Source organism: Paenibacillus sp. MDMC362 (assembly GCF_003269305.1).
Lineage (GTDB): Bacteria > Bacillota > Bacilli > Paenibacillales > Paenibacillaceae > Paenibacillus_AQ.
Genome location: NZ_QLYT01000076.1, coordinates 1 through 25,709 on the forward strand (window position 1 = coordinate 1; position 25,709 = coordinate 25,709).

Annotated in this window: 21 protein-coding genes; 14 read left to right on the forward strand and 7 right to left on the reverse strand. The window is 53.4% G+C overall.

All coding sequences use genetic code 11. The features are described from left to right. Window positions 1-79: 79 nt before the first annotated feature. Window positions 80-1,027 carry an alpha/beta hydrolase gene (locus DP091_RS28755; protein WP_113061472.1) on the reverse strand — a complete coding sequence of 316 codons (948 nt, stop codon included), beginning with the start codon at window positions 1,025-1,027 and terminating at the stop codon, window positions 80-82. Window positions 1,028-1,240: 213 nt separating this feature from the next. On the opposite strand from DP091_RS28755, the gene DP091_RS32170 reads away from it, so the two are divergent. Next, entirely contained in the window at window positions 1,241-1,432 is a 192-nt protein-coding gene (locus tag DP091_RS32170; RefSeq protein ID WP_258394729.1) for a hypothetical protein, read from the forward strand. Beyond that, window positions 1,429-1,683, forward strand: coding sequence for a DUF3888 domain-containing protein (locus DP091_RS32175; RefSeq protein ID WP_258394730.1), 255 nt, complete (start codon window positions 1,429-1,431; stop codon window positions 1,681-1,683). The genes DP091_RS32170 and DP091_RS32175 overlap by 4 nt, the downstream gene beginning before the upstream one ends. A gap of 137 nt (window positions 1,684-1,820) precedes the next feature. Here DP091_RS32175 and DP091_RS28765 read toward each other — a convergent pair whose 3' ends face one another. Further along, a complete protein-coding gene (locus DP091_RS28765; RefSeq protein ID WP_113061473.1) occupies window positions 1,821-3,569 on the reverse strand; it encodes a M28 family peptidase in 1,749 nt (582 codons plus the stop codon). Window positions 3,570-3,736: 167 nt separating this feature from the next. Continuing rightward, window positions 3,737-4,498 carry a kanamycin nucleotidyltransferase C-terminal domain-containing protein gene (locus DP091_RS28770; protein WP_113061474.1) on the reverse strand — a complete coding sequence of 254 codons (762 nt, stop codon included), beginning with the start codon at window positions 4,496-4,498 and terminating at the stop codon, window positions 3,737-3,739. Window positions 4,499-4,696: 198 nt separating this feature from the next. On the opposite strand from DP091_RS28770, the gene DP091_RS28775 reads away from it, so the two are divergent. The 3 genes from DP091_RS28775 (at window position 4,697) to DP091_RS28785 (ending at window position 7,403) form a co-directional block, all read left to right on the forward strand. Next, window positions 4,697-5,410 (forward strand): SAM-dependent methyltransferase, encoded by a 714-nt coding sequence (locus DP091_RS28775; RefSeq protein ID WP_113061475.1) that lies wholly within the window; start codon window positions 4,697-4,699, stop codon window positions 5,408-5,410. Window positions 5,411-5,766: 356 nt separating this feature from the next. Then, window positions 5,767-6,357 carry a TetR/AcrR family transcriptional regulator gene (locus tag DP091_RS28780; protein ID WP_258394731.1) on the forward strand — a complete coding sequence of 197 codons (591 nt, stop codon included), beginning with the start codon at window positions 5,767-5,769 and terminating at the stop codon, window positions 6,355-6,357. A gap of 302 nt (window positions 6,358-6,659) precedes the next feature. Then, complete coding sequence (locus DP091_RS28785) at window positions 6,660-7,403, forward strand: SDR family oxidoreductase (RefSeq protein ID WP_113061476.1); 744 nt, start codon at window positions 6,660-6,662, stop codon at window positions 7,401-7,403. Window positions 7,404-7,574: 171 nt separating this feature from the next. On the opposite strand, the gene DP091_RS28790 is transcribed toward DP091_RS28785, so the two are convergent. Beyond that, window positions 7,575-8,153 carry an LOG family protein gene (locus DP091_RS28790; protein ID WP_113061477.1) on the reverse strand — a complete coding sequence of 193 codons (579 nt, stop codon included), beginning with the start codon at window positions 8,151-8,153 and terminating at the stop codon, window positions 7,575-7,577. 217 nt (window positions 8,154-8,370) lie between these two features. On the opposite strand from DP091_RS28790, the gene DP091_RS28795 reads away from it, so the two are divergent. After that, window positions 8,371-8,694 (forward strand): MazG nucleotide pyrophosphohydrolase domain-containing protein, encoded by a 324-nt coding sequence (locus DP091_RS28795; RefSeq protein ID WP_113061478.1) that lies wholly within the window; start codon window positions 8,371-8,373, stop codon window positions 8,692-8,694. Between the two features lie 177 nt (window positions 8,695-8,871). On the opposite strand, the gene DP091_RS28800 is transcribed toward DP091_RS28795, so the two are convergent. From DP091_RS28800 to DP091_RS28810, 3 genes are all read right to left on the reverse strand, one after another. After that, window positions 8,872-9,849 carry an electron transfer flavoprotein subunit alpha/FixB family protein gene (locus tag DP091_RS28800; RefSeq protein WP_113061479.1) on the reverse strand — a complete coding sequence of 326 codons (978 nt, stop codon included), beginning with the start codon at window positions 9,847-9,849 and terminating at the stop codon, window positions 8,872-8,874. A gap of 281 nt (window positions 9,850-10,130) precedes the next feature. After that, a complete protein-coding gene (locus DP091_RS28805) occupies window positions 10,131-10,898 on the reverse strand; it encodes an electron transfer flavoprotein subunit beta/FixA family protein (RefSeq protein ID WP_113061480.1) in 768 nt (255 codons plus the stop codon). A 38-nt stretch (window positions 10,899-10,936) separates the two neighbouring features. Then, window positions 10,937-11,527, reverse strand: a complete 591-nt coding sequence (locus DP091_RS28810) for a fatty acid metabolism transcriptional regulator FadR (RefSeq protein ID WP_036664878.1) — start codon at window positions 11,525-11,527, stop codon at window positions 10,937-10,939. 466 nt (window positions 11,528-11,993) lie between these two features. On the opposite strand from DP091_RS28810, the gene DP091_RS28815 reads away from it, so the two are divergent. The 8 genes from DP091_RS28815 to rnr all read left to right on the forward strand — a co-directional run. Then, window positions 11,994-14,174 carry a (Fe-S)-binding protein gene (locus DP091_RS28815; protein WP_113061481.1) on the forward strand — a complete coding sequence of 727 codons (2,181 nt, stop codon included), beginning with the start codon at window positions 11,994-11,996 and terminating at the stop codon, window positions 14,172-14,174. Continuing rightward, complete coding sequence (locus DP091_RS28820) at window positions 14,171-16,612, forward strand: 3-hydroxyacyl-CoA dehydrogenase/enoyl-CoA hydratase family protein (protein WP_113061482.1); 2,442 nt, start codon at window positions 14,171-14,173, stop codon at window positions 16,610-16,612. The genes DP091_RS28815 and DP091_RS28820 overlap by 4 nt, the downstream gene beginning before the upstream one ends. A gap of 229 nt (window positions 16,613-16,841) precedes the next feature. Further along, window positions 16,842-18,032, forward strand: coding sequence for an acetyl-CoA C-acyltransferase (locus DP091_RS28825; RefSeq protein WP_113061483.1), 1,191 nt, complete (start codon window positions 16,842-16,844; stop codon window positions 18,030-18,032). 576 nt (window positions 18,033-18,608) lie between these two features. After that, on the forward strand, window positions 18,609-20,399 hold the full coding sequence (locus DP091_RS28835) for an acyl-CoA dehydrogenase family protein (RefSeq protein ID WP_113061485.1): 1,791 nt from the start codon (window positions 18,609-18,611) through the stop codon (window positions 20,397-20,399). A gap of 101 nt (window positions 20,400-20,500) precedes the next feature. After that, a complete protein-coding gene (locus DP091_RS28840) occupies window positions 20,501-22,177 on the forward strand; it encodes a long-chain-fatty-acid--CoA ligase (RefSeq protein ID WP_113061486.1) in 1,677 nt (558 codons plus the stop codon). Between the two features lie 99 nt (window positions 22,178-22,276). Continuing rightward, complete coding sequence (locus tag DP091_RS28845; protein ID WP_113061487.1) at window positions 22,277-22,726, forward strand: PaaI family thioesterase; 450 nt, start codon at window positions 22,277-22,279, stop codon at window positions 22,724-22,726. Window positions 22,727-23,026: 300 nt separating this feature from the next. Next, a complete protein-coding gene (gene secG, locus DP091_RS28850) occupies window positions 23,027-23,257 on the forward strand; it encodes a preprotein translocase subunit SecG (RefSeq protein ID WP_009593367.1) in 231 nt (76 codons plus the stop codon). 195 nt (window positions 23,258-23,452) lie between these two features. Beyond that, window positions 23,453-25,709, forward strand: a 2,257-nt coding sequence (gene rnr, locus DP091_RS28855; protein ID WP_113061488.1) for a ribonuclease R, incomplete at its 3' end; no start/stop codon positions are given.

A 25,709-nucleotide genomic window follows, 5' to 3' on the forward strand; every position in this document is an offset into this window, starting at 1 on the left:
GAGTTCATTGTAACATGTCCTCTTTTTTCACTGTCTACCATGAGGGGATAATACCAACATGGACTGCTCTTTTTTCCTCTTATTGCACATACGCACCAATAAACTCCGTCACTTCGCGGTCATACCCCTCGGGATCGAACTGGCGCGCCATGCCGTGACCTGCTTCGGGTACGATGAACAGTTTCTTTTGCTCCGGACCATTCTCGTACAGCTCATACACCATCTCGGTAGGTACGAACAAATCGCCGCCGCCGTGAATGAACAGCGTCGGTGTTTTGGATTTCTTCACCTGTTCGAGTGCGGATGCTTCGCCGAAGGAGTATCCGGCGCGGATCTTGGTCAACAGGCTCGTGGATTGAACCAGCGGGAAGGACGGCAGCTTATACATGCGCTTCAGCTGATATTTCAGCTCATCTGTCACCGAGGTATATCCGCAGTCCTCAACAATGGCCTTTACCTGGGGAGGAAGCTCTTCGCCACTGGTCATCATGACCGTTGCACCGCCCATGGATACTCCATGAAGGACAACTTGCGTGCTTTCACCCGTATGCTCGATGACTTGATCGATCCATTTCAGATAATCCTTGCGCTCCGGCCAGCCGAAGCCGATGTAATCGCCTTCGCTTCGTCCATGACCTCGCGCGTCGGGCAGAAGCACGTTGTAACCCAGGTCCTTATGGTACATTTGGGCGAATCCGCTCATCTGCTCCGAATGCCCGGAGTAGCCATGAGCAATGATGACGGTTTTATCCGTTGATACCTTGGCAGGTAAATAGTAAGCATGCAGCTTCAGACCGTCGTCTGAAGTAAGGTTCCATTCCTCGAAGCTCTGCTGGGCCCACCAATCCTTGCTGTCCGCAAAGGGATTGTCGATATTCGAATTGGCTTCCAGGTCCGGGTTGCCGTTTAGAAAGCCCTTGTCGGCACGGGCAATAGCGACGTTATAGAAGTAGAAGCTTGCTCCGACAATAATGAGAACTAGAAATGCAATAATTGCTGCTGACATGATCATAATCCTTTTTTTCATGTTGATGGTTATCCTCCCCGTGTCCATGGGACAAGCACGATGAATGTGATAAGGAAGGCATAGCTGATACGATATCATTCCTTCCACCTATCATATCGCACGTCCCCTGATTAATCTATATCGCGGATCACGTTCGTTTCATGGGTGTTACATCAATTCTATCGGTTGGGGTAGCCTAAAGATAAAGAGCTGTTGCAGGAGGCGAGGGAGAATATGAACAAACGCTTCATAAGCCTAATTCTTGCCATCGTTATGGTTATGGGTATAACGCTGCCGTCCTATGCCGAGGAGACCTATTCTTCACCGAAGAAGGATAGTGCGCAGCTGCAATATCAGGATATGCTGATGCTATTCTGCTTCCTCATATCGATGAGGCGGTTCGCGGGCATTATATTCACACGTTGAAGGAGCAGCCGCTGGTTTATCCATACTTTGTGGATGTGACCGAAGTGAAGAGGGTGAACGGATTCCGCGGTTTCCATTTCATCATTACGCTTGAGGCCAATCCAACGGTTGGTCCCCATATTTCGGTTGGAAAGGATCGGCTTGTGTTTGAAGTGGCTCCGACGATTCCCGGCGGTATGGTCAAGCTGGTGGAATACAAACATCTGAAGACGTATGAACTACCTCCGCATTGGCAAAATATCGTGAAGTAACGGGGGCGGAATCGATCCAATGTCAAAAAACAAGCAAACGCGCTTCGCGCGTTTGCTTGTTTGGCATGGAGATCATGGTGCGTTTATCGGGTCTCACACCCTCAAGCATGAAGCAGCAGGTAGGGTGCCTGCAATGCTTACCAGCTCCCGTAAACCGGCCGATCCGGTCCCGGTTCGGCCTGGATCCAGCCGATGGCGAGCAGAACGATGATGGCGATGAAGGCAGCCGGCAGCACCCATTTCCAGGCATACGCGAGCATTCGTACCGCAGGGGACATTAGGGCAAGAATGAGCCCGATCAGCACCACGCTGAATAGGTGAATCCCTGGCGGCAGCATAAGGAACACAATATGAAAGACCGAAGTGAACATCAGAACAGGGATCAGGGACGTTCCCAGTACGACAGCCGGATGGTTTAAGGATTCGATCGGGTCCCGGGTAAATGCCGCCCATGTCAGTGCCGCGTAATGGACCAGCAGCGGAATCGCAAATAAATAGCTTGCGCCCGGCAGGAACCAGGTTGAGCCGACAAGCAGCACCAGGAACAGGAATGAGCCTCCCAGCAGCATCTCCAATTCATTCACTTTCCGCACGATCCAGCGGGTGAGCGCAACGTGAACGATGAAGGTTACCAGGATGAAGCTGACACTGTACAGAAGCGAATCATAGGTTGCCCCTGTGGGCTGCGTCATTTTGCCGGCCCACAACGTATCAACCAGCGACCACAGGCCAAAGCTTAGCGCTGCCGAGAGCACGATGGCTGCAATCGGGGTTAGCAGGCCTAGCAAACTTCCCTTAAGGGAGAGTCTGGAGATACGGGCAAACAGTACCGCGAATGCCATCCATATCGCCGCGAACACCACGGTGATCGGGATCGCCCATTTTGCAGGGTAATGAATCAGCAGGCCAAATAGATTGAAATAAATACGGTCGTCTGTTGAAGCCAGGTTGGTCAAATCAAGATTGCCAAAATGCTTTGCCACGGCCAGCGCATTCTCGCCTTGATGCTGCATGGTTTCAAGGGAGACGTTCTCCGTGTTGTCCATCGGGGTATGATAAGCGACCCACCCATCGCCATAGGCAAAGTTTAGTCCCGGGAGACCATGCTCAAGCGCCACCGTCAAATCGGTATCGTTCGGCAGTTGTTTGTAGAGGTCCACCAACAGTGAGTTGCTGACAGGATTGGATACGGCTTGTGCGTATTCTTCAATGATCCGACTATTGCTGTCGCTGGTCTGGAACATGAAGGAGGAGCCTTTCGATCCCCGGGCTTCAAAATTGGCAATCATGCCAACCTCAAGGTGCTGTGGGTCACGGAAGAACACTTCCGCCCCCAGCAGACCCCTCTCTTCCCCGTCTGTCAGCAGAATCCATATGTCATTCTGCGGCGGAGGTCCGGCTTGGATCGCTCTTGCCGTCTCCAGCAACGAAGCTACGCTTACCGAAGCATCGTTGGCTCCGGGTCCGGTAGGGACCGAGTCATAATGGGACATAAGCAGGAGTGGTTTGCCCGATCCGGTGCCCTTAATGATGCCCAGAATGTTGGTAAGCTGAATGTCGGCGTCGATGTACTTGGTTGTTAGTCGGCCATTAAATTCTTGAACGTCCGGGTTCAAGCCGAGCTGCTTCATCTGTTCTACCAAGTAAGCTCTGACTTCCGCATTGGCAGGCGAACCCATCGGATGGGGCTTTTGAGCGATGCGCTCGACATGCGCCATCGCGCGTTCGGCAGAGAACTCGGTTGCGGGCGCATCGATATTTCTGGCTTCCGGCGGCTTCTCGAACCACAGCATGAGGGAGATCACGAGTATGACGGTGAGGATGGTTGTAAGCGGCAGCCAATAAGGAGGTCTGTAATCCGGCGGTCTACTCAATTGAATTTGCATGATAAGTACTCACTTCCTTTTAGGATCATTCAGGCGTTTCGTAAAGCGATCTTTCATCGTATGTAAGAAATCGGCTCTTACACAGCGTAGTTCCAGAATATGACATGTGTCAATATAAGATTGAGAATGATCAGCATTCCATGCATAACACAAAGCAAGAGCCTCCATCAGAATGGAAGCTCTTTTGATTTATATTCAATATTCATTTTTTCATACCATGCGTTCAGACCGGTCCAGAGCTGTTCGCAAAGCTCATACACATGATCGATCTGGAGAAGCTGACCCCGCATCACCAATTGTGCCAGCTCATCGTATCCCGAAGGCCTGGATTTTAGGGACAGTGATTCCTCCAATGTCTTGGCTCTTGTATTGTAAAACGTTCGGTTGGCAAGTCCAATCAGCTTGGCCGTCTGCCAGGTCAGGTCCTTGGCCCCAAGCGGAAGGTAGCCTAAGTTACCGGATTGGACGTTGTTTCGTATTTTACCCATCGTTTCGTAGGGTTCCCAAATCATGAATTCCCGCATCGTTTCTTTGATGGCTTCGTCTGAAACCTGAAGGGGCAGCTTCCGAATCTCAGCAAGCAGGTTCGCCGGATCGTAAATTTCCTGTAGATGGACATAAGCGCCCGCTGTAATCGCCCAGGAGTCGTCCACTGACGCTGCATCCATGAGTATATCCTGTTTTTGTTTCATGCCGATTTCGATTTTGAAAGGGGGGTATATGAATTCGTGTCCGGGCAGGGAGACACCGTCCTGTGTAACAACCCGAAGTTCAATGTCCGAGTAAGGACCGTCAATCCCTTGTGCAATCGAACCGTACAGGCCAATGGCCAAAATGTTATCGCCGTGCAACTGAAGGAGTCGATCTTTGATTTGATGAATGATGTTCATTTTCTCTTCTCTAGTCGTAGCAGTAGGATAAGGCAGCATAAGGAAATCCCCTTCGAAAAAAGTTAGTTATCTATATTATAGTATAAATAGAACGGTTGAAGGCGGCGTGGAGTTGGGCTTCTGTAAATAATATGTGGTTAACAACCACTCATTCCATCTTATGGTAATATAACCTTGCGGAGGTGGGGAAGTAGCCATCGTACCCGCGCCCGCAATAAATAGCTGAGGTGAGAAGAGATGAGTAGAGATGAGCAGAGTCAAGGCAAGACCAAGCAGGAACTGGACCGGATTGTATTCATTGGCCGCACGTTTGAAGAGTACACGCATATGTTTGATTTGGAAATGTCGAACCTAGCCGACAAAAGTGTATTGGATTGCCCTTCCGGCGCGTGTTCGTTCACCGCTCAAGGTGCGAAGCATGGTCTCGATATAACGGCTAGTGATATTGCCTACGACCACAAGCCGGATGACCTGGAGGCCAAGGGACTGCAGGATATCGGGCATGCGATGGAAACGATGGAGCGGGCGAAGAGTAATTATATCTGGGATTATTATGGTGATGTGGAGGGACTTCGTCAGCATCGCCAGCAAGCGCTCCGTGATTGCGTTCAGGATATGAGGGAATTTCCGGATCGCTATGTCGCTGCGGTACTGCCGGAGCTGCCTTTTGATAGCGATCAGTTTCACCTGGTGCTGTCCGCCCATTTTCTGTTTATGTACAGTGACCGATTGGATTATGGCTTTCATGTCCAGACGATTCGGGAGCTGCTGCGGGTTGCCTCGGAAGAGGTGCGCATCTTTCCGTTGACCGATTTGTCGGGGAATCGTTACGCTCATTTGGAGCGCCTGAATCAAGAGCTGGAGGCAGAAGGCTTTCGGGTAGCAGAAGTTAAAGTGCCTTATGAGTTTATGAAGAACGGCAATTCGCTGCTAAGCATTCGTAAGATATAGAAAAGTGAAGGTAAGAGGTGGGGGAGCTGGCAATGTGCCGGCTTCCTCTATTTTTTAGCTGGGGATGGTCCTGTCGTCAGGGAACAGGTTGCTTCGGATTCACTGATCCCATGAAAACTCCTCCCTTACAAGAGCACGGAGGATGGTATTCATGGAGGAGGAGGCTTTTCGTGGATCGGACAAATAGAGGGGGGATGATCAAGCGAATAAAGCGGGGACTCCAGTTATAACAAATAACAAAAGTTCAATATTGATATTGAATGCTGGTTTGTTATAATGTGTTCAACAGAGAGGGGGCGTGAAGATGGGCAGTCGGGCGGAGAATGGTAAGTCCCGGTTCGGTGCTCATTGAACCTATGTCACATGACCAACCACTAACGAAAGAAGCCATATTGGACGCGGCCGAGCAGACGCTTCGGCGCTATGGTCCTGACAAAACCTCGGTTGTCGATGTTGCCAAGGCACTTCAAGTCAGCCATGGATCCCTGTATCGGCATTTTCCCAGCAAGGCTGCTCTGAGGGAAGCCGTAACGGAACGGTGGCTGCACCGGATTGCGGATCCGTTACAGAAGATTGCAGACGGAACGGATGGCAGTGCCACCGAACGCTTGCGGTTATGGACGGATACCCTCATCCGGGCCAAACGGGCTTATGTCCTAGAGGATCCCGAGATGTTTGCCATGTATACGACCGTGACATTGGAAGCCGTCAAGGTGATTGATACGCATGTAAAGCTGTTAATCGGACAGATTGCCCAGATCATCGATCGAGGGGTGCTTACCGGTGAATTTAAGCCGGGCCAGCCGGAGTCGGTGGCAAAAGCCTTTTTCATGGCAACGTCCCTGTTTCATCATCCGGCGCATGCTTCTCAGTGGACCTCGCAGGAGATTGAATCCGATTTTGACTCGGTGTGGGCCATATTGTTATCCGGAATCGCGAAACAGTGAACGGAAGAGAATCATAGTCAGAGGGAACTAAGCAGGGATTGAGGCGGCCGTTATGCATTTCCGAACAGACTTCGGAGCTGGGGCAGCGAGACCACCGTTAAAAAGATGCTATTCTTGGCGATACTCGCATGGGATAGCGTCTTTTTTGTATATATCCAATTACAAGTGACAGAAATATAAAATTGTTACTTGTAATTTGTAATGTGTAGACATATAATCAAATTACAAAAAATGATCTACAGATCAGAGGATCCATCCGATGAGATATCCGTGCACCTAATTCATATACGGGAGGTTGTATCATGATTAAGAGTTTACTGGGCAAGGTAGCTATCGTAACGGGAGCCTCAAGAGGCATCGGGCGTGAAATTGCGGAGAGACTTGCAGAGAACGGGGCTAAAGTAGTTGTAAACTATGCGAGCAGCCCGGATAAAGCCGAGGAAGTGGTGAGCGCCATTAAGCAAAGCGGCGGCGAAGCCCGGGCCATTCAAGCTGATATTCGTCAGGTAGCAGCGATTGAGCGACTGTTTAGTGAAACGATCGAGGCGTATGGAGGTATCGATATTCTCGTGAACAATGCCGGCATCATGACAACCAAGCCGATTGCTGCCATGACGGAGGAAGATTTCGATCAGCAGTTTGCGATTAACGTGAAAGGGACTTATTTCGCGATCCAGCAGGCTTTTCACCATATGAATTCGGGCGGCCGTATCATCAATTTCTCGACGTCGGTGGTTGGGCAGATGTTCCCGGCGTATAGCATATATGCAGGCACGAAAGGCGCTGTAGAGCAGTTTACGCGTCAGTTAGCCAAAGAATTCGGACCCAAAGGAATTACAATTAACGCAGTGGCGCCCGGACCGATTAATACGGAGCTCTTTACAATTGGCAAATCGGAAGAACAAATCACGGGAATTGCAAACATGAATGCTTTCGGACGTATGGGGGAACCGGATGATGTTGCAGGGGCCGTCCTCTTTCTGGCCGGCGAAGAATCGAAATGGATCACAGGCCAAACGATCCGCGTGAACGGCGGTTTTGCTTAATACTTACCACCATCAATATTGCAAAAACAAAAAGGCACCGGGAGTCCGGTGCCTTCGTTGCGGATACGGTCGATTTGTTGTAGAGGATCCTAAATACGTATCAACCAACATCGAGTACAAGACTTCCTCCCTGAATGTGGGGGAAAGATCGCTATTCTCCGCAAACGCTCCTTAATCCAAATCCTTCCACTTCAAGTCCAGTGCCGGCGGGGTGTAGCTATCCATGAGCTCGAGCAGCTTGAGCGGGTCATCGGAGAGGTTGATCAGGTTTAGGTGGGAGGCGTTGGAGAAACCTTTCGTAATACTGTACTGAATCAGCTTCATAAACGGCTCATAATACTCCCGGACATTCAGGAGCCCGATCGGTTTCTGATGAATTCCGATTTGCGACCAGCACAATACTTCGAACAATTCCTCAAAGGTTCCAAAACCGCCCGGCATGGCGATAAACCCGTCGGACAGCTTCGCCATCGTCGCTTTGCGCTCATGCATATCCGCTACTTCAATGAGCTGGGTCAGCTCGGTATGTACAATCTCGCCTTTAAACAGTCCTCTTGGCATCACACCGACAACTTCACCGCCATGCTGCAAAACGGCGTTAGCCACTTCACCCATCAATCCGATTTTGGAGCCGCCGTACACGAGCTTGTATTGGTTGTGGGCAATGCGTCTGCCGAGCTCGGCAGCTTTCGCTTTATAGTCTGGATGTTCCCCCATGTTTGATCCTGCAAATACACATATGGATTTCAATTCGCACACTCCTTGACAAGATGTTGATATTTTATTCGTGTAATTATACTATATATAGTGATTTATGTCATGGCGTCGATGAACAATATTGTTAATGGTCATCAGATGGCACCTCTTATTTTATGGCATACATGTTAGCATTATCATGAGTTTGTTCTTGAATTGTGTAAAAAGTAAAGGTTTAGTCATCCCAGGGAATCGCGGAGGTAGCACAAGTATGGATATGAATGAAGCGCAGCAATGGATTAAACAATTTTATGGAGAGCGAGGCTGGACCGAGTACGGCCCCTTTATTCGGGTTGGGTTTTTGATGGAGGAGACAGGGGAAACGGCGCGTGCCGTTCGCGCTTATGAGATCGGCAGGGACCGCCCCGACGAAGAGGTCCAATCCAGGGAACAGCTCAAGCAGGATTTGGTGGAGGAGATCGGCGACGTGCTCGGCAACATTTCACTGTTGGCGGATCTATATGGGATTTCGCTGGAAGAAGCGTTTACGGCCCATCAGCAGAAGCTGCTGAAGCGGTTTGGTTCTACAAGTTGATACGATTGAGCCTGTTGTATATCTAATTGACGAGGCAGCCCCCCAGGAATGATTCATAGTCGCAGGGCATTGTTACGGCAAAACGTACGAAGAAAAGGCTGTCCCAGGTCCCTTGGACCTTTTGGGCAGCCTTTTTGGACATGTTATCGTGGGATAAACCGTTATCGTTAAGAAGCCTTACGATACCAGGACTTTGCGGAATTCCTGCGTCAGCAGAGGAACGATATCGAACAGATCGCCGACGATGCCGTAATCGGCCACCTTGAAGATCGGTGCCTCAGGGTCTTTGTTGATGGCGATAATGACCCGCGATTGGCTCATGCCGGCCAGATGCTGGATGGCGCCGCTAATGCCGCAGGCAATATAGATCTCGGGCGTAACGACCTTGCCGGTCTGCCCGATCTGGAGCGCGTAATCGCAGTAGCCGGCATCACAGGCGCCGCGCGATGCGCCGACGGCACCGCCGAGCAGGTCCGCGAGCTCCTCCAGCGGCTGGAAGCCTTCCGCGCTCTTCACGCCGCGCCCCCCGGAAATGACGATTTTGGCTTCCGATAGGTCGATTTTTCCCGTCGTTTTGCGAACAACGTCCTTTACCACGGAGCGGAGGGAAGGGGCAGGGTAAGCGATGTCCTCAATGGTGGCGCTCGCGCCTTCGATGGCTTCCGCGGCAGGAATATTGTTCGGACGCACCGTGACCACCCACGGTCCGTTCTGGAAGACGCGCTTCTCAAAAGCTTTACCCGCATAGAGCGGACGAGTGAACACCGCATCTCCACCTTCCGTCTCGATCGCGGTTACGTCGGAAATCTGCCCGGCACTCAGGGAAGCGGCGACGAGCGGTGCTAAATCGCGGCCGATAGCTGTATGTCCGAAGAGCACGGCATCCGGCTTGGCGTGACCGATAACCGCTTCAATGGCGGCCATATAAGCCTCAGGATTATAGCTTTCCAGATCATCATGTTCCACCGTATAGATCGTATCGGCACCATAGGCGTTCAGGGCCGATACAGCCTCCGTAATGTTGGAGCCCGCAACCAGAATGCGGATGCTGTCACCGTCACCTGCAATCAAGCGAGCCGCGCCAAGCGTTTCGAGGGCAACCTGGCGCAGCTTCCCATCCCGGTTCTCGGCATACACTAATATCGTTTTGCTCATATCATAACCTCCTAGGATCCATATGGGATTGAAGAGAAGAGATTCGACGATTTAACCAGCCTTAGCAAAATTAAGCGAATTCAGGGGATTTCCCCTGAACCGTTGCTGCTCGGATTCGCGGAACGTATCAAGCGAAAAGCGTGCATGACGGACATCCCGTAAACCATACAATCAGAATACATAAGGAATCATGGCATAGTGGCCTGTGGGTTCCATGTAACCGCATTCAATATCTGGAGTCAAAGGGATATATACGTACACCCGTTTATTATGTTGACCCGTTAGATCACTTTCGACTGGGTGCGGAGCAAGGATACCAGCTCATGTGCCACTTCTGCGGGCTCGCCCTTCAGAATGCGTCCGGCACTTCGCTCCGGCGGCAGGGACAGCTCGCTTTGCTTCGTTGCCGGCTGGATATCGGCTTCCGATAACCCGAGATCATCCAGGGTCAACGTCTGAAATGGCTTTTTCTTAGCCTTCATGATGCCAGGCAGCGATGGATAGCGGGGTTCGTTCAGTCCCTGCTGTGCCGTGAAGATCGCCGGGAGCTGAACCTCCAGCACTTCAAGATCGCCCTCGGCATCCCGATGCACTTCAGCCGTGGTACCGCTCAGCGTAAGCTTGGTAATGGAGCCCGCATGCGAAATGCCGAGAAGGCTCGCCAGGCGAATGGCCACCTGACCCGAACCGCGGTCTACGGAGAAGTTGCCGCCAAGGATCAGATCCGGGCTTTCCTTGGACAAATACGCGTGCAGCACTTGGGATACCGCATATTCATCGTCCGGAATCCGCTCGTCGGAGATCAGCACGGCATCATCGGCGCCCATGGCCAGCGCCGTCCGCAGGGCCTCTGCCGTACGATCCGGTCCGACGGACAAGAGCGTCACACTGCCGCCGTGGTCATCCCGAAGCTTCACGGCTTCTTCCACCGCATATTCGTCATACGGATTGATGACAAATTTCACCCCATCCTCGGCAATCGATCCGTTCTCAATCGTAATTTTTTCCTCCGTGTCAAAGGTCTGTTTAAGCAATACCATAATCTTCATCGGTTAAACGCTCCCTTCAATATGAATATCAGCGGAACTTATTGTCCGCCGGAAACACCGTTCAGGAAAAAGCTAAGCGTCTCATCCGCCTGATCGGACAGAGAATACTTGCGGCCGGAGATCAGCCAAGAGGTCACCGCTTCGTCCATCGCGCCAAAAATCAGGTTGCGCACCAGCTTGACGTTCAGATCGGAACGGAATTTCTGTTCTTGGATGCCCTGTTCCAGAATATTCTCGATCAGCACAATATATGGCTTCAATGCGCTGCCGATTTCCTTGCGCAGCTCCAGATCGCTCTGCCGCAGCTCAATCTGCGTGACATAAGCAAGCTCAGGATTGCTCTCCAGCTCCGAAAAATGGATGCTGCACACCGTCCGCAGCGCTTCCACGGCATCCGTGGTTCCTTCCACGCTTTCGTGGAATTTGCCGACCAGCTCGCCAAGCTTCTCCTGGAACAGGCGGATCAGGATATCCTCCTTCCTCTTAAAGTACAAATAGATGGTGCCGTCAGCCACGCCGGCAGCTTTGGCGATCTTGGAAACCTGGGACCGGTGGTAGCCGTTCTCGGCGAATACTTTCAGGGCGCCCTGGAGAATAAGGTGGTATTTTTCATTTTTTTTACTTGTCATATGCTCACCCCGGTGTTAGAATACAGTTAAAATTATGAATGAATACTCATTCATTTCTTGTATCCATCATAAAATACGTTCATGTCGTTGTCAACGATGGGTTACGAAGAAGCGCGAAATGAATGAAGCAGTTGGATCAGAGCAGCAGAATAAGGCGTTCATATCAGAGCAATAGACGGCAGTTCAACCGGAAGAAACAAGTCACTGGGTATCCGCAGGCAAGTACAGATGAGAGCGATGTACGGATGAAGAGATGCAGCCAGAAACGATGAAGTTCGGTTTAGAGTGGTCGGCACGGCACGATGTGGAGGTCTATTTTTGTCCCTCTAATGAAAGCGCTTCATATATGTCCCGACATGAACACATGACAAGAGGTTCGGAAGGAGTGACAAGAGCTTCGCAAAATGGGACGCTGCACCAAACTATTAGAAGAAAGAAGGATTTTTAACGCAAGGGGCTGAGAGAGATGATTCTGACATTAATCAACGCGCTGCTCTTTGTCTTGATCACCGGTTGGGCGGTGTATATGTTCGCCACCGTGGTGTATCGCCGGTACCTGTATATCCGTTTGGGCAAGCCAGCGAATCTGAGGAAGGATCTGAAGGAACGCCTGAGCCAATTCGCCATCCAGGTATTCGGACAGAGCAAGCTGTTTAAGGATCGCAAGAGCGGCATCATGCATTTTATTGTATTTTACGGATTTATCATTTTGCAGTTCGGTGCGCTCGACATCATCTGGAAGGGATTGTCCGGCCACAGCCTGCCGATTCCGGGGCACGCCGGCTTTATCCTCATGCAGGAGATTACGGTTGCGCTGATCCTGCTTGCTATCGGTTATGCGGCTTATCGCCGCTATGGCGAGAAGCTGAAACGGCTCAAGCGGGGCTGGAAGCCAAGCATTGTCGTGTTTTTCATCACCGCGCTGATGGCTTCGGTGCTGCTGACGATGGCTTTTGAACGGCTCATGGAAGGACTGGCGTGGTCGGCCATGGCACCGATCTCCTCCAGCATTGCGGCCGTGTTTGCCTGGATGCCGCTGGTGGCGGTTACGGTTTGCTATTACGCGTTCTGGTGGCTGCATCTGTTGATTCTGCTATCGTTCCTTATCTATGTGCCGCAATCGAAGCATTTTCACCTCATTACGGCGCCGATCAACATTCTGGTCCGCCGTACCGATCCCCCGAGCAAGCTCAGCAAGCTGGACCTGGAGGATGAAGAGGCCGAGGCATTCGGGGTAGGCAAGATTGAGGATTTCACGCAGAAGCAGATGCTCGATTTCTATGCCTGCGTTGAATGTGGAAGATGCACCAACGTATGCCCGGCCTCGAATACAGGCAAGCTGCTGTCGCCGATGCACATGATCGTGAAGCTGAGGGATCATCTCACGGAAAAAGGTGCCGCGCTCACCTCCAAATCGGCGTGGATGCCTGCCTCCGTGTTTGGGTCGGCGGGCGTTCACTCCATGGGCGCAACGGATCTGGCCCTTGTCGGCTGGAAGGGCGAGGGCATTACCGATATCGGCCCGACGATGGAGGTGCAGAAGCGATCCTGGCATCAGGTTGAGGGCGTTGACCCGAAGGACATTCAATTGATCGGCGGCGTCATGACAGAGGAAGAGATTTGGGCGTGCACGACTTGCCGCAATTGCGAGGATCAGTGTCCGGTCGCAAATGAGCATGTCGACAAAATCGTGGATCTCCGGCGACATCTCGTTCTGATGGAGGGCAGCGTTCCGCAGGAAGGCCAGCGCGCCATGCAAAACATCGAACGACAAGGCAACCCTTGGGGAATCAGCCGCGCGGACCGGAGCAAGTGGGTGAAGGAGGTCGACCCGGAAGGGAAATTGGATCTGAAGATCCCGACCGTAAAGGAAAATCCGGATTTCGACGTGCTGTTCTTTGTCGGCTCCATGGGCTCTTACGACAATCGCAGCCGCAAGATCACCAAGGCCTTTGTCCGGCTTATGAATGAAGCGGGCGTCAATTTCGCCATTCTCGGCAACGAGGAGAAGAATTCGGGCGATACGCCGCGCCGGATGGGCAATGAATTTCTGTTCCAGCAGCTGTGCATGGAGAACATCGAGACATTCAAGAAGTATGATGTGAAACGAATCGTGACGGCTTGTCCGCATACCTTCAATATTTTGAAGAACGAGTATCCGGAATTTGGGCTTGAAGCCGAGGTGATTCATCATACGGAGCTGCTGGACCAGCTGGTGAAGGAAGGGCGCCTTAAGCCTAAATACCGGGTTCAGGAGAAAATCACCTATCATGACTCCTGCTACCTGGGACGGTATAACGACGTGTATGATCAGCCGCGCAGCGTGCTTCGCGCCATTCCTGGCGTTGAGCTCCTGGAGATGGAGCGAAATCGTGAGAACGGGATGTGCTGCGGCGCCGGCGGCGGGCAGATGTGGATGGAGGAGGATGCGGGCAAGCGCGTGAATCTGGCGCGTACCGAGCAGGCGCTGGCAGTATCTCCGACGATGATCAGTTCAGCCTGTCCGTTCTGCCTGACGATGCTGGAGGACGGCACGAAGCTGAAGGAAGTGGAAGAAAGTGTGAAAACGCGAGACATCGCGGAAATCCTGGAATTATCCGTATTCGGTCTATCCGAAATCCATGAACAGGAGGTCGTTGTGCAATGAGCAATACCATTACCAAGGAATCCGTCAGCGGTTCCGGTGTCGCAAGTCGAAACATAACCAAAGCCGCCGTGATCGGCTCTGGCGTCATGGGGTCGGGGATCGCCGCCCATCTCGCCAATGCCGGCATTCCCTGCCTGCTGCTCGACATCGTTCCGAAATCCTTAACCGCCGAAGAGGAAAAAGCCGGATTGTCGCTGGATCATCCGAAGGTACGAAACCGGCTTGCGGCCAAAGCCATTGCCGCTCTGCCCAAATCAAGCACAGCTCCGCTGTATAGCGCCGATTTTGTGGGCCGGATCACCCCAGGCAATACCGAGGATCATCTGAGCCAGCTGAAGGACGTGGACTGGATCATTGAGGTGGTCACGGAGCGCCTGGAAATCAAGAAAAGCATCTTCAAGCAGATTGAGGGCGTGCGCAAGGAAGGATCGATCGTCAGCACGAATACCTCCGGCATTTCCGTTAATGCCATGGTCGAGGACTGCAGCGAGGAATTCCGCAGCCACTTCCTGGGAACCCATTTCTTCAATCCGCCGCGTCATATGAAGCTGCTGGAGATTATCCCGGGCTTTGATACGGATCCGGACATTACGAAGTTTATGGTTGATTTCTGCACGAAGCGCCTCGGTAAAGGGGTTGTGCTTGCGAAGGATACGCCGAATTTCATCTCGAACCGGATCGGCACCTACGGTCTCCTCGTCACATTGCAAGAGATGGTGAAGAACAGTTATACCGTGGAGGAAGTGGATGCGGCGACCGGGCCCGTTCTGGGGCGTCCGAAGAGCGCCACCTTCCGTACGCTGGATTTGGTCGGCATCGATACCTTTGTCCATGTGGCCAGAAACGTGTACGACTCCGTGCCGGACGGGAACGAGAAGGACGTGTTCACGGTTCCCGATGTCATGAATGAGCTTGTCACCCGCGGCTGGATCGGTGAGAAGGGCGGCCAGGGATTCTATAAAAAAGTAAAGAGCGAGCAAGGCAGCAAAATTTTATCGCTCAACCTGTCCACGATGGAGTACAATCCGAGCGCCAAAGTGAGCTCCGCTTCCATCGAAGCCGCCAAAGCGGTGAAGGGAGCCAAGCGGAAGATCAAGGCATTCCTCGGTACGCAGGACCGTTACTCTGAACTGGCTTGGAATGTATTGAAGCAAGTGCTTGTCTATGCGGCCGACAAGCTGGGAGAGATCGCCGATTCCATTCAGGACATCGACAACGCGATGAAATGGGGCTTCAACTGGGAGCTCGGTCCATTCGAGACCTGGGATCTGATCGGACTGCCGGAATCCGTGCAGCGCATGGAAGCGGAGGGCATGATCGTCCCGGCTTGGGTGAAGGATTGGATTGCCGCCGGGAACAAGTCCTTCTATCAGCAGAAGGACGGCGAGGTGTTCCACTATTTCAAAGGGGAGTATAAGGGCGTAGAGGTTCAGCCTGAGCTGATCTCGCTGCAAGCGCTCAAATCGCAAAACCGGATCATCCGCTCGAATACGGGGGCGAATCTGATCGATATTGGGGATGGCGTTGCGTGCCTTGAATTCACTTCCCCGAACAATGCGATCGGCGCCGATATTCTGGTCATGATTCAGCAGAGCGTGGAAGAGGTCAGGGCCAATTACCGCGGGCTGGTGCTGGCGAACGAAGGCCGCAACTTCTGCGTCGGCGCCAACCTGATGCTCATGCTGATGGAAGCGCAGAGCGGCGATTGGGATGAGGTGGATGACATCATCCGTCTGTTCCAGGGCAGCATGATGAAGCTGAAGGGGTTGGAGAAGCCGGTTGTGGCTGCGCCTCACCGGATGACGCTGGGCGGCGGCGTGGAAGCGTGCCTGCCGGCTGACCGGATCATTTTCTCGGCGGAGACCTATTTCGGTCTCGTAGAAACGGGGGTCGGCCTCATTCCGGCAGGCGGCGGCTGTAAGGAGCTGGCGCTCATGACCAGCAACCGTCATCCCGACAAGGAGAGCGACCTCCAGCCGGAGATTAACAAAATCTTCGAGATGGTGGCGATGGCGAAGGCATCGACCAGCGGACATGAAGCAATCCGCATGGGTTATGGGCGCAGCGGGGATACGGTGGTCATGAATCAGGACTACCGGATCTATGAAGCAAAGCAGGCGGTACTTGCGATGGACCGGGCAGGCTATGTTCCGCCGCAGCCGGGCAAAGCCCGCGTTGTCGGCCGCGACGGCCGGGCCGTGCTCCAGATGGGCGCCATCGACATGAAGCGAAGCGGTTATATCAGCGATCACGATCTGTTGATCGCGAAGAAGCTGGCGCACATCCTGACGGGCGGCGATGTTCCCGCGGGAACCGTGGTGAGCGAGCAGCATCTGCTCGACCTGGAGCGGGAAGCGTTCCTCAGCCTGCTCGGCGAGGTCAAGACCCAGCAGCGCATGCAGCATATGCTGGCGAAAGGCAAGCCGCTGCGGAATTAGGGCGATGAGTGCGTTAGAGCCATAAGTTCGCTATCGATCGCAACGTTCCATTCGCCAAATCGACGCTGCATACAGTACATGGTGGCAGGTTGTCCATGCTGGCGAAGTTTGATGGTGGCGGCTCTTTAATCAGTTCCACTGTTACGAATTCATTTCACGGCCGATTAGCGGCCCGCGCAATTATAAACGGTATTGGATCCAACCATTTCAAGTTGATGAGGTGAATGGCATGAGAGAAGCAGTCATAGTATCCCTTGCCCGTACTCCGGTGGGGAAGGCGAAGAAGGGTAGTTTCGCCCAGACGCGCGTGGAGGATCTCGGCAAAGCCGTACTGGAAGCCGTCATTGAGCGTGCACCTGGCCTGAAAAAAGAGGACGTCGAGGACATTATCCTCGGCTGCGCGATGCCGGAAGGCGAGCAAGGCCTGAATGTCGCGCGGATTATCTCGTTATATGCGGGGTATCCCGTGACGGTACCCGCGCTGACCGTCAATCGTTTCTGTTCCTCGGGGCTTCAGGCGATCGCGTTCGCGGCAGAGCGCATTATGCTCGGTCATGCCGAGGTCATCGTCGCCGGCGGTGTCGAGAGCATGAGCCATGTGCCGATGACCGGCTTCAAGCCGGCGCCGCATCCGACGATCGTGGAAGAGATGTCGGAGGTGTACATCGGCATGGGCCATACCGCGGAAGAGGTGGCCCGCCGCTTCGGCATTACCCGCGAGGCGCAGGATGCCTTCGCGGCTAGCAGTCACCGGAAGGCCGCGGCGGCCATCGCGGAAGGGAAGTTCCGGGACGAGATCGTACCGGTGAACGTTACCCTGGCTGCGGCCGATGAGCAGGGCAAAGTGCGCAGCAAATCCTTTGCCTTCGATACGGATGAAGGGGTCCGGCCGGACACGACCCCGGATGTGCTGGCCAAGTTGAAGCCGGCCTTTGCCCTCGGCGGCTCGGTTACCGCGGGCAACGCGTCGCAGACGAGTGACGGCGCGGCGGCGGTAGCCGTCATGAGCCGCGAGAAAGCGGAGCAGCTGGGCCTTTCCCCGCTGGCTACCTTCAAATCGTTTGCCCTGGCAGGCGTGGAGCCGGAGATTATGGGCGTCGGCCCCGTTGAAGCGATCCCGAAGGCGCTGCGCATGGCGGGCATCGAGCTGGATCAAGTGGATGTGTTCGAGATTAACGAAGCGTTCGCTTCGCAATGCCTCCACATCATCCGCGCGCTGGGTATCGACGAGAGTAAAGTCAACGTCAATGGCGGCGCCATTGCGCTCGGTCATCCGCTCGGCTGCACCGGCGCGAAACTGACCGTCAGCCTCGTCTCCGAGCTGGCCCGCCGCGGCGGCGGCTACGGCGTCGTGAGCATGTGCATCGGCGGCGGCATGGGAGCCGCGGGGGTGTTCGAGGTGCACGCGGCTGGGGCGTAAGAAGTAGATGGTACAGAGTTACGCTGCCTTCCAAGCGCCTGGAGGGATATGGGGCGGGATTCTCGCAGCTGTTTCGTTTGTGGTTTAAATTCGTTAGCTCAACAATGCTTCTGATTGTATTCGATATACGATATCTAGGTTTTCGATATCAAGTGCACTGATCTTCTAATGATGCATGACCAGCCTATTCACTCTGAAATGTAGTCTTTAGTGCGGTGTCCGCTCCGTACACGGACCGGACACCGCACCACCCACTCCAACCACAGGGGAGTGCAATGATAGCCGGAGGCAGGGGTCAGGACCTGAGCGCTCTAGCCCAGCGGAGAGGGCGGAATTGTACTGGAGAAGCGGCAGCGGTCGCCTTTGAGTTTGGATTTCTACTATTGATAGATCCATTCCTGGAAATCCACACTCAACAGCGATCGGAAGTACAATCCGCACGCGGAGCGGCCACTATTGCGCCGAAGTGAAGGTGTTTATGCCTCTATGCTCAACCCAGAAAAGTTACCACGAAGCAACACCTAGGCATTTCATTGCACTCCACCTTATTCCACATTCCGAAAGGGGAAACCAATCATGAGCGATAACCAAACCAAAGAACCGAAAATCAAAGGCGGCAGCTTTGTCATCGATAATCCCGATAAACAGCGCATTCTGACACCGGAGGATTTCACGGAAGAGCATCGCATGATCGGCGAGACGGTGCGCGATTTTATCGACGGGGAAGTCGTGCCGCATGATGAAGAACTCGAGAAGCTGAATTACGAGATGACGGTTGACCTGCTTCGCAAGGCAGGGGAGCTGGGCCTGCTCGGGGCCGATGTGCCGGAGCCGTTCGGCGGGATCGGGCTGGATAAGGTCAGTTCCACGATTATTAATGAAGCGTTGGCGAAGGGTTCCTCCTTCGCGCTCTCCTTCGGGGCTCATGTCGGCATTGGAACGCTGCCGATCGTGTTCTTCGGCACGACCGAGCAGAAGCAGAAGTACCTGCCGGATCTCTCGACTGGCGCGAAAATCGCGGCTTATTGCTTGACGGAGCCGACCTCCGGCTCGGATGCGCTGGGTGCCAAAACGACGGCACGCTTGTCGGACGACGGTGACTATTATATTTTGAACGGATCGAAGCTATATATAACTAACGCCGGATTTGCGGATATCTTTATCGTCTACGCCAAGATTGACGGGGAGCACTTCACCGCGTTCATTGTCGAGAAGGAGATGGAGGGCTTCACGCTCGGTCCGGAGGAGAAGAAGATGGGCATCAAGGGCTCGTCGACGCGTCCGCTCTTTTTCGAAGACGTCAAGGTGCCGAAGGAGAACCTGCTCGGCGAGATCGGCAAAGGCCACCGGATTGCCTTTAACATCCTGAACATCGGCAGGTATAAATTGGCAGCCGGTACGGTCGGTGCGGCGAAGGAATCGATCGAGCTGAGCGCGAAATATGCTAACACCCGTAAACAGTTTGATACGCCTATCTCGCAGTTCCCGCTCATGCGCAAGAAGCTGGCCGAGATGAACATCACCACCTTCGTGATGGAGAGTATGGTTTACCGGACGGCAGGATTGCTGGACGAAGCGATGCAGGACATCGATTACAACAGCGAGGATGCCGGAATCCACTCGGCTGCGGCGATCTCTGACTATGCCATCGAATGCTCGATCAACAAGGTGTTCTGTTCGGAAGGACTCGATAACGTGGCAGACGAGGCGGTACAGATTCACGGGGGCTATGGATATATCCAAGAGTACAAAGTGGAACGCATCTATCGGGACTCCCGCATCAACCGTATCTTTGAAGGCACGAACGAGATCAACCGGCTCCTGATTCCGGGCACGCTCGTGAAGAAGGCCATGAAGGGTGAGATCGCGCTCCTGCAAAAAGCACAAGGTCTCCAAGGAGAGCTGCTGCAGCTGGTACCTGGCCAAACCTTCGAGGGCACACTGGAACAGGAAGCGCACTTCCTTGAGATGAGCAAGAAGATTTTCCTCCTTGCAGGCGGTATGGCGGTACAGAAGTTCGGCACGAAGCTGGAGAAAGAGCAGGAGGCCTTGTCCAATCTGGCGGATATGATGATTGATATTTATGCTCTCGAGAGTGCGCTGCTGCGTACCCGCAAGCAAATCGAACGCACCTCCGAGGAAAAAGCAGCCAGCATGATCGAGATGACGCAGGTGTTTGCATACGAGGCGTTCCAGCGCATCGAAGCACTCGCGAAAGAGACGCTGGCCTCAGTGGAAACCGGGGATATGCTGCGGATGCAGCTGTCGGTGCTCAAGAAACTGACGCGTTGCACGCCGGTCGATACGGTGGCCCTCAAGCGCAGCATCGCAGCCCGCGTGGTCAAGAACGAGCGGTACACGGTGTAACACGCGTCAACGCCAATAAGATGCGTAAGTAACCGCAAAAGAGAGAGATTTTTCTTGGAGTAGGAAAGAAGGAGCATTCCTTAGGAAAGGGTTGGTTTTGTATGGATACAAAGCCTTGGCTGCCGTTTTATCCGCCCGAAGTAGCCCCCGCTTTTGATTATCCGAAACAGAATTTGGCATCATTTCTCGTGACGTCGGCACAGAAGTTTCCGAGTCGGCCGGCCATGTATTTCATGGGCAAGACGATCAACTATAGGAGTCTGCTGGAGTCGTCCTATCGTATGTCGAACGCGCTCCGCAGCAAAGGAATTAAGAAGGGCGACCGGGTAGCGATCATGCTGCCCAACTGCCCGCAGGTGGTGATCTCGTATTATGGCGTGCTGCTGGCCGGAGCCGTTGCCGTCATGACCAACCCGCTCTATATGGAGCGGGAAATTGCGCATCAGATGAAGGATTCCGGTGCCAAGATCATCATAACCATGGATATGTTTGTGTCCCGTGTTGAAAAAGTCATCGAGGAGACGGAACTGGAGCATATGATCGTCACGTCCGTGGCGGATTACCTGCCATTTCCCAAGAATCTTCTCTACCCGATCAAAGCCAAGAAGGAGGGCCCCCTTCCAGTCGTCAATTATGGGAGCCGCGTCCATGCCTTCAAGAAGCTGCTCGCCAGCGCGCCGAATGACCCGATCTGCGAACCCGTGAAGGCGGAGAAGGATCTGGCCCTGCTCCAGTACACAGGTGGCACAACGGGTGTTCCCAAAGGCGTCATGCTGACGCATATGAATCTGATCGCCAACACCTTGCAGTCCGCGAACTGGTGCTTTCAGGTGGAAGATGGGAAGGAGCGCTATTTAGCGGTTTTGCCCTGTTTTCACGTATTCGGACTGACCGTGCTGCTGAACCAGGCCATCTACCGCGCTGGGATGCTGATATTGGTACCGAAATTCGAAGTGACGATGATTCTGAACCTGATCAAAAAAATGAAGCCGACGCTCTTCCCGGGCGCGCCGACCATGTATATCGCACTGATTAATCATCCCAAGATCAGGGAATATGACCTCTCTTCGATTAATGCTTGCGTCAGCGGCTCTGCCGGGCTTCCGGTTGAGGTGCAGGATAAGTTCGAGGAGCTGACCAAAGGCCGACTGATCGAAGGCTATGGCCTGACTGAAGCTTCCCCGGTTACTCATGTGAATCCGATCTGGGGAAGGCGCAAAATCGGCACCATCGGCGTACCTGTTCCGGATACGGATGCTAAGGTGGTCGATCCCGACACGGGCGAAGAAATGCCCATCGGCGAGCCTGGCGAGCTGATTGTAAAAGGACCGCAGGTGATGATGGGGTACTGGAACCGGCCGGAGGAGACGTTCGACACCCTGCGAAACGGCTGGTTGTTCACAGGGGATATGGCAACGATGGACGAAGAGGGGTATTTTACGATCATCGACCGCAAGAAGGACATGATCATTGCAAGCGGTTTCAATATTTACCCACGGGAAATCGAGGAAGTGCTGTATGAGCATCCATCCGTGAAGGAAGCCGTCGTTGTCGGAACGAAGGACGATTATCGCGGCGAAACCGTCAGAGCTTATATCGTGCTGAAGGATGGCGCGTCTCCGGACCCTTCGGGCCTTGAGAAGTTTTGCCGCAGTCAGCTGGCAGCCTATAAGGTGCCGCGCGAGTATGTGTTCCGCGATTCGCTGCCGAAGACGATGGTAGGCAAGGTGCTGCGCCGCAAACTGCTGGAGGAGGAAGAGGAAGGCAGAACGGGCTGAAGCGCAGAATAGCTTGAGCAGGCACGTTAAGTGATTCATGTTATCCCGCTGGAATGGATACAGTACTAACGACGTCATAAGAAAAAAGGAGGCGGCCTGATGGATCATACCAATGCCAATCCGGAGACGAAGGCCGGGCAGCCGGAATACGACCGGGAGGCGTACATTGAGGCCATGACCCGAGCGGCGGAGCCCACCTTCTGGGGATATCTCGGCTGCAAGCTTGCGTCTGCCAGTCCGGAGGCGGTTGTTGTCACGCTGGATGCCCAGCCACATCATATGAATATGATGGGCATCGTGCATGGCGGCGTACTCTCCTCGTTGATGGATAACGCCATGGGCATTGCCGTCATGCTGGAGCGCCCGGGCGAATCGACGGTGACGAGCAATCTGAACGTGCATTTTGTCATGCCGGCCAGGGCGGGTGTCCTCACCGTGACGGCAAGCATCGTGCATCAGACGCACCGTTCGGTCACGACGGAATGCAAGATTACGAACGAGAAGGGCGAGCTTGTGGCGATCAGCACAGGATCCTTCCGAGTGAAATAAAGCAGCCTTTGGCTGCTATGAAACAGGTGGTCTGCCAACGCTGGAGGGGCAGGCCATTTATTTTTTGGCGAGCGAATCATGGTGTGGCCGGATATGGAGTGTCAGTCCATACCGCCAATCGACGATGTTAGGCGACTTCCAACCGGCTGGCCGAGCAGATTTTTTGTTGGGATTGTTCCCCGTACTTCTTGTCAGGCCATTAAAGCTGTGGTACAATAAAAATGCTGTTTTTCATGTAGAATCTAGAATGTCTCTTCAGATCATAAATTTAGATGTTTACATACGTAGGAGGTGGAAGTCATGGTTGTATTTTTTGAAGTGTTGCTTGTTATTTTCTCCATCGGGTTGATTACTGTCGTTCTTCTCCAAAAAGGGAAAAGCGCAGGTCTTGCCGGTGCCATCTCCGGCGGTGCGGAACATCTTTTTGGTAAAACAAAGGCTCGCGGTATGGATCTCGTACTGCAGCGTACAACGGTAGGTCTTGCAGCAGGATTTATGATTTTGGCCATCGTTGTTGCTATGTTGAAATAACAATTAACGTTACCCTCGCTTTTTCACTCTTGGAAGAGCGGGGGTTTTTTATTGCCTGAATTTCGGAATACATAGGTCAAGACGGTGTTCGGAAGGATACCGAGGATTAAATTCGTGTATACTAGGGTATGAGTATATGAAGGTAAAGAATGGATAGCGGAACGATGAAATTGCAGGTTCCCCGAGGTGATAATGATGATAACTGAAGAAATATTACTGAATTTTATGCGGGAAACTGCATACAAACCGATGACGTACCAAGAATTGGAGCAGCATTTTGCCATTAAGGATGCCCATGAATTCAGGGAATTCTTGAAGCTGCTGAATGAGCTTGAGCAATCCGGAAAAATCATTCTGACCAGCACCCAGCGATATGGCGTGCCGGAACGGATGAATTTGCTGCGCGGACGGCTGCAGGCTCATGCGAAGGGCTTTGCCTTTCTGATTCCCGATGATCGCGAGCACCCGGATGTGTACATTCATGCCAATGACTTGAAGAGTGCGATGAATGGAGATATCGTGCTTATCCGGATCAGTTCCCAAAGCAGCGACGGCGGCAAAATGGAAGGCGAAGTGGTCCGTATCGTGACGCGCGCCGTCACCCAGGTCGTGGGCGTATTCCAGAACCATGAAGCCTATGGCTTCGTGCTGCCGGATGACAAGCGGATCAACCGGGATATTTTTATTCCGAAGCATGCGATTAACGGAGCCGTTGATGGCGTGAAGGTCGTGGTGAAGCTGGTCAGCTATCCGGAAGGAAGAGCTGCGGCAGAGGGCGAAGTGGTGGAGATTCTGGGTCATAAGGACGATCCGGGCGTCGATATCCTGTCCATTATCCGCAAGCATCAGCTGCCGGAAGGGTTTCCCGAGGAAGTCCTGGCCGAGGCGGATGCAGCGCCCGATGCCATTACGGAAGAAGAGATTGTACAGCAGGGACGCCGGGATCTGCGCGGCTTAAACATTGTGACGATTGACGGCGAAGATGCCAAGGATCTCGATGATGCGGTGAATGTGGAACGTCTGCCGAACGGGAATTACCGTCTGGGCGTTCATATTGCCGATGTCAGTTATTACGTCCGTGACCGCTCCGAGCTGGATAAGGAAGCTTACAATCGCGGCTGCAGTGTGTATTTGGTGGATCGGGTTATTCCGATGCTCCCGCACCGTCTGTCCAACGGCATATGCAGTTTGAATCCGCAGGTGGATCGTCTGACGATGTCCTGTGAGATGGAATTCAACGAGCAGATGAAAGTCGTGAAGCACGATATCTTTACGAGTGTTATTCGTACGAAAGAACGGATGACGTATAACAATGTGCGAAAAATCCTGGTGGATGAGGATCCGGAGCTGATCGAGCGTTATAGTGACCTCGTTGAGGATTTCCGCTTGATGCGCGAGCTGGCGCTGAAGCTGCGGAACCGCCGGATGCGCCGGGGCGCGGTGGATTTTGATTTTGTGGAATCCAAAGTCATCGTGGATGAGAACGGCAAACCCGTGGATATCGTCAAAAGAGAACGCTCCATCGCGGAGCAGATCATTGAGGAATTCATGCTGGCGGCCAACGAAACCGTGGCTGAGCATTTCCACTGGCTGAAGGTACCGTTTATCTACCGGATCCATGAGGACCCGGATCAGGAGAAGCTGCAGAACTTTATGGCATTTGCAGCCAATTTCGGGCATCAGGTGAAGGGACGGGGCAACTCGATCCATCCGCGTGCGCTGCAAAACCTGCTGGAAGCCATTCAAGGCACGAAGGAGCAAACGGTGCTCAGCACCATGATGCTCCGTTCGATGAAGCAGGCGAAATATGACGCGGAGAGCACGGGTCACTTTGGCCTTGCAGCGGAATATTACTCCCACTTCACGTCTCCGATTCGGCGTTATCCCGATCTGGTCATTCACCGGGTCATCCGGGAAGTGTTGGAGAACGGCGGCGCGCTGGATGAGAAGCGTCATGAGGTGCTGTCGGGCCGGATGGCTGATATCGCTCAGCAATCCTCCGAGCGCGAGCGTGTGGCCGTGGATGCGGAGCGCGATACGGAAGCACTCAAGAAAGCCGAGTTCATGCTGGATAAGGTCGGCGAAGAGTTCGAAGGCATTATCAGCAGCGTGACCAGCTTCGGTATGTTTATCGAGCTGGAGAACACGGTCGAAGGCTTGATTCGCCTCAGCGCGATGACCGACGATTATTATCATTTCGATGAGGGCCATATGGCGCTGATCGGGGAGCGGACCTCGAAGGTATACCGCATCGGTGATGATGTGAAGGTTCGCGTGGCGAAGGTGAACATGGACGATCACACCATCGATTTTGAGATGGTGGATATGAAGCCGCGCCGCCAAGGGCGCGGCGAAGGCGACCGCGGCGGCAATGGCGGCCGCGGATTTGGTGCCCGCGACGGCGCAGCCCGCGGGGGTAAGGGCCGCGGCGGTAAGCGCGGCGCGGCTGAAG

Excerpts from the sequence above, each read along its gene's own strand:
- DP091_RS28765 (WP_113061473.1), bottom strand. The coding sequence starts at position 3,569 with ATGCAAATTCAATTGAGTAGACCGCCGGATTACAGACCTCCTTATTGG.
- DP091_RS28835 (WP_113061485.1), top strand. The coding sequence starts at position 18,609 with ATGAGCGATAACCAAACCAAAGAACCGAAAATCAAAGGCGGCAGCTTT.
- secG (WP_009593367.1), top strand. The coding sequence starts at position 23,027 with ATGGTTGTATTTTTTGAAGTGTTGCTTGTTATTTTCTCCATCGGGTTG.
- DP091_RS28795 (WP_113061478.1), top strand. The coding sequence starts at position 8,371 with ATGGATATGAATGAAGCGCAGCAATGGATTAAACAATTTTATGGAGAG.
- DP091_RS28840 (WP_113061486.1), top strand. The coding sequence starts at position 20,501 with ATGGATACAAAGCCTTGGCTGCCGTTTTATCCGCCCGAAGTAGCCCCC.
- DP091_RS28755 (WP_113061472.1), bottom strand. The coding sequence starts at position 1,027 with ATGAAAAAAAGGATTATGATCATGTCAGCAGCAATTATTGCATTTCTA.
- DP091_RS28775 (WP_113061475.1), top strand. The coding sequence starts at position 4,697 with ATGAGTAGAGATGAGCAGAGTCAAGGCAAGACCAAGCAGGAACTGGAC.
- DP091_RS28825 (WP_113061483.1), top strand. The coding sequence starts at position 16,842 with ATGAGAGAAGCAGTCATAGTATCCCTTGCCCGTACTCCGGTGGGGAAG.
- DP091_RS28780 (WP_258394731.1), top strand. The coding sequence starts at position 5,767 with ATGTCACATGACCAACCACTAACGAAAGAAGCCATATTGGACGCGGCC.
- DP091_RS28800 (WP_113061479.1), bottom strand. The coding sequence starts at position 9,849 with ATGAGCAAAACGATATTAGTGTATGCCGAGAACCGGGATGGGAAGCTG.
- DP091_RS28820 (WP_113061482.1), top strand. The coding sequence starts at position 14,171 with ATGAGCAATACCATTACCAAGGAATCCGTCAGCGGTTCCGGTGTCGCA.
- DP091_RS28770 (WP_113061474.1), bottom strand. The coding sequence starts at position 4,498 with ATGCTGCCTTATCCTACTGCTACGACTAGAGAAGAGAAAATGAACATC.
- DP091_RS28810 (WP_036664878.1), bottom strand. The coding sequence starts at position 11,527 with ATGACAAGTAAAAAAAATGAAAAATACCACCTTATTCTCCAGGGCGCC.
- DP091_RS28785 (WP_113061476.1), top strand. The coding sequence starts at position 6,660 with ATGATTAAGAGTTTACTGGGCAAGGTAGCTATCGTAACGGGAGCCTCA.
- DP091_RS28815 (WP_113061481.1), top strand. The coding sequence starts at position 11,994 with ATGATTCTGACATTAATCAACGCGCTGCTCTTTGTCTTGATCACCGGT.
- DP091_RS28845 (WP_113061487.1), top strand. The coding sequence starts at position 22,277 with ATGGATCATACCAATGCCAATCCGGAGACGAAGGCCGGGCAGCCGGAA.
- DP091_RS32170 (WP_258394729.1), top strand. The coding sequence starts at position 1,241 with ATGAACAAACGCTTCATAAGCCTAATTCTTGCCATCGTTATGGTTATG.
- DP091_RS28805 (WP_113061480.1), bottom strand. The coding sequence starts at position 10,898 with ATGAAGATTATGGTATTGCTTAAACAGACCTTTGACACGGAGGAAAAA.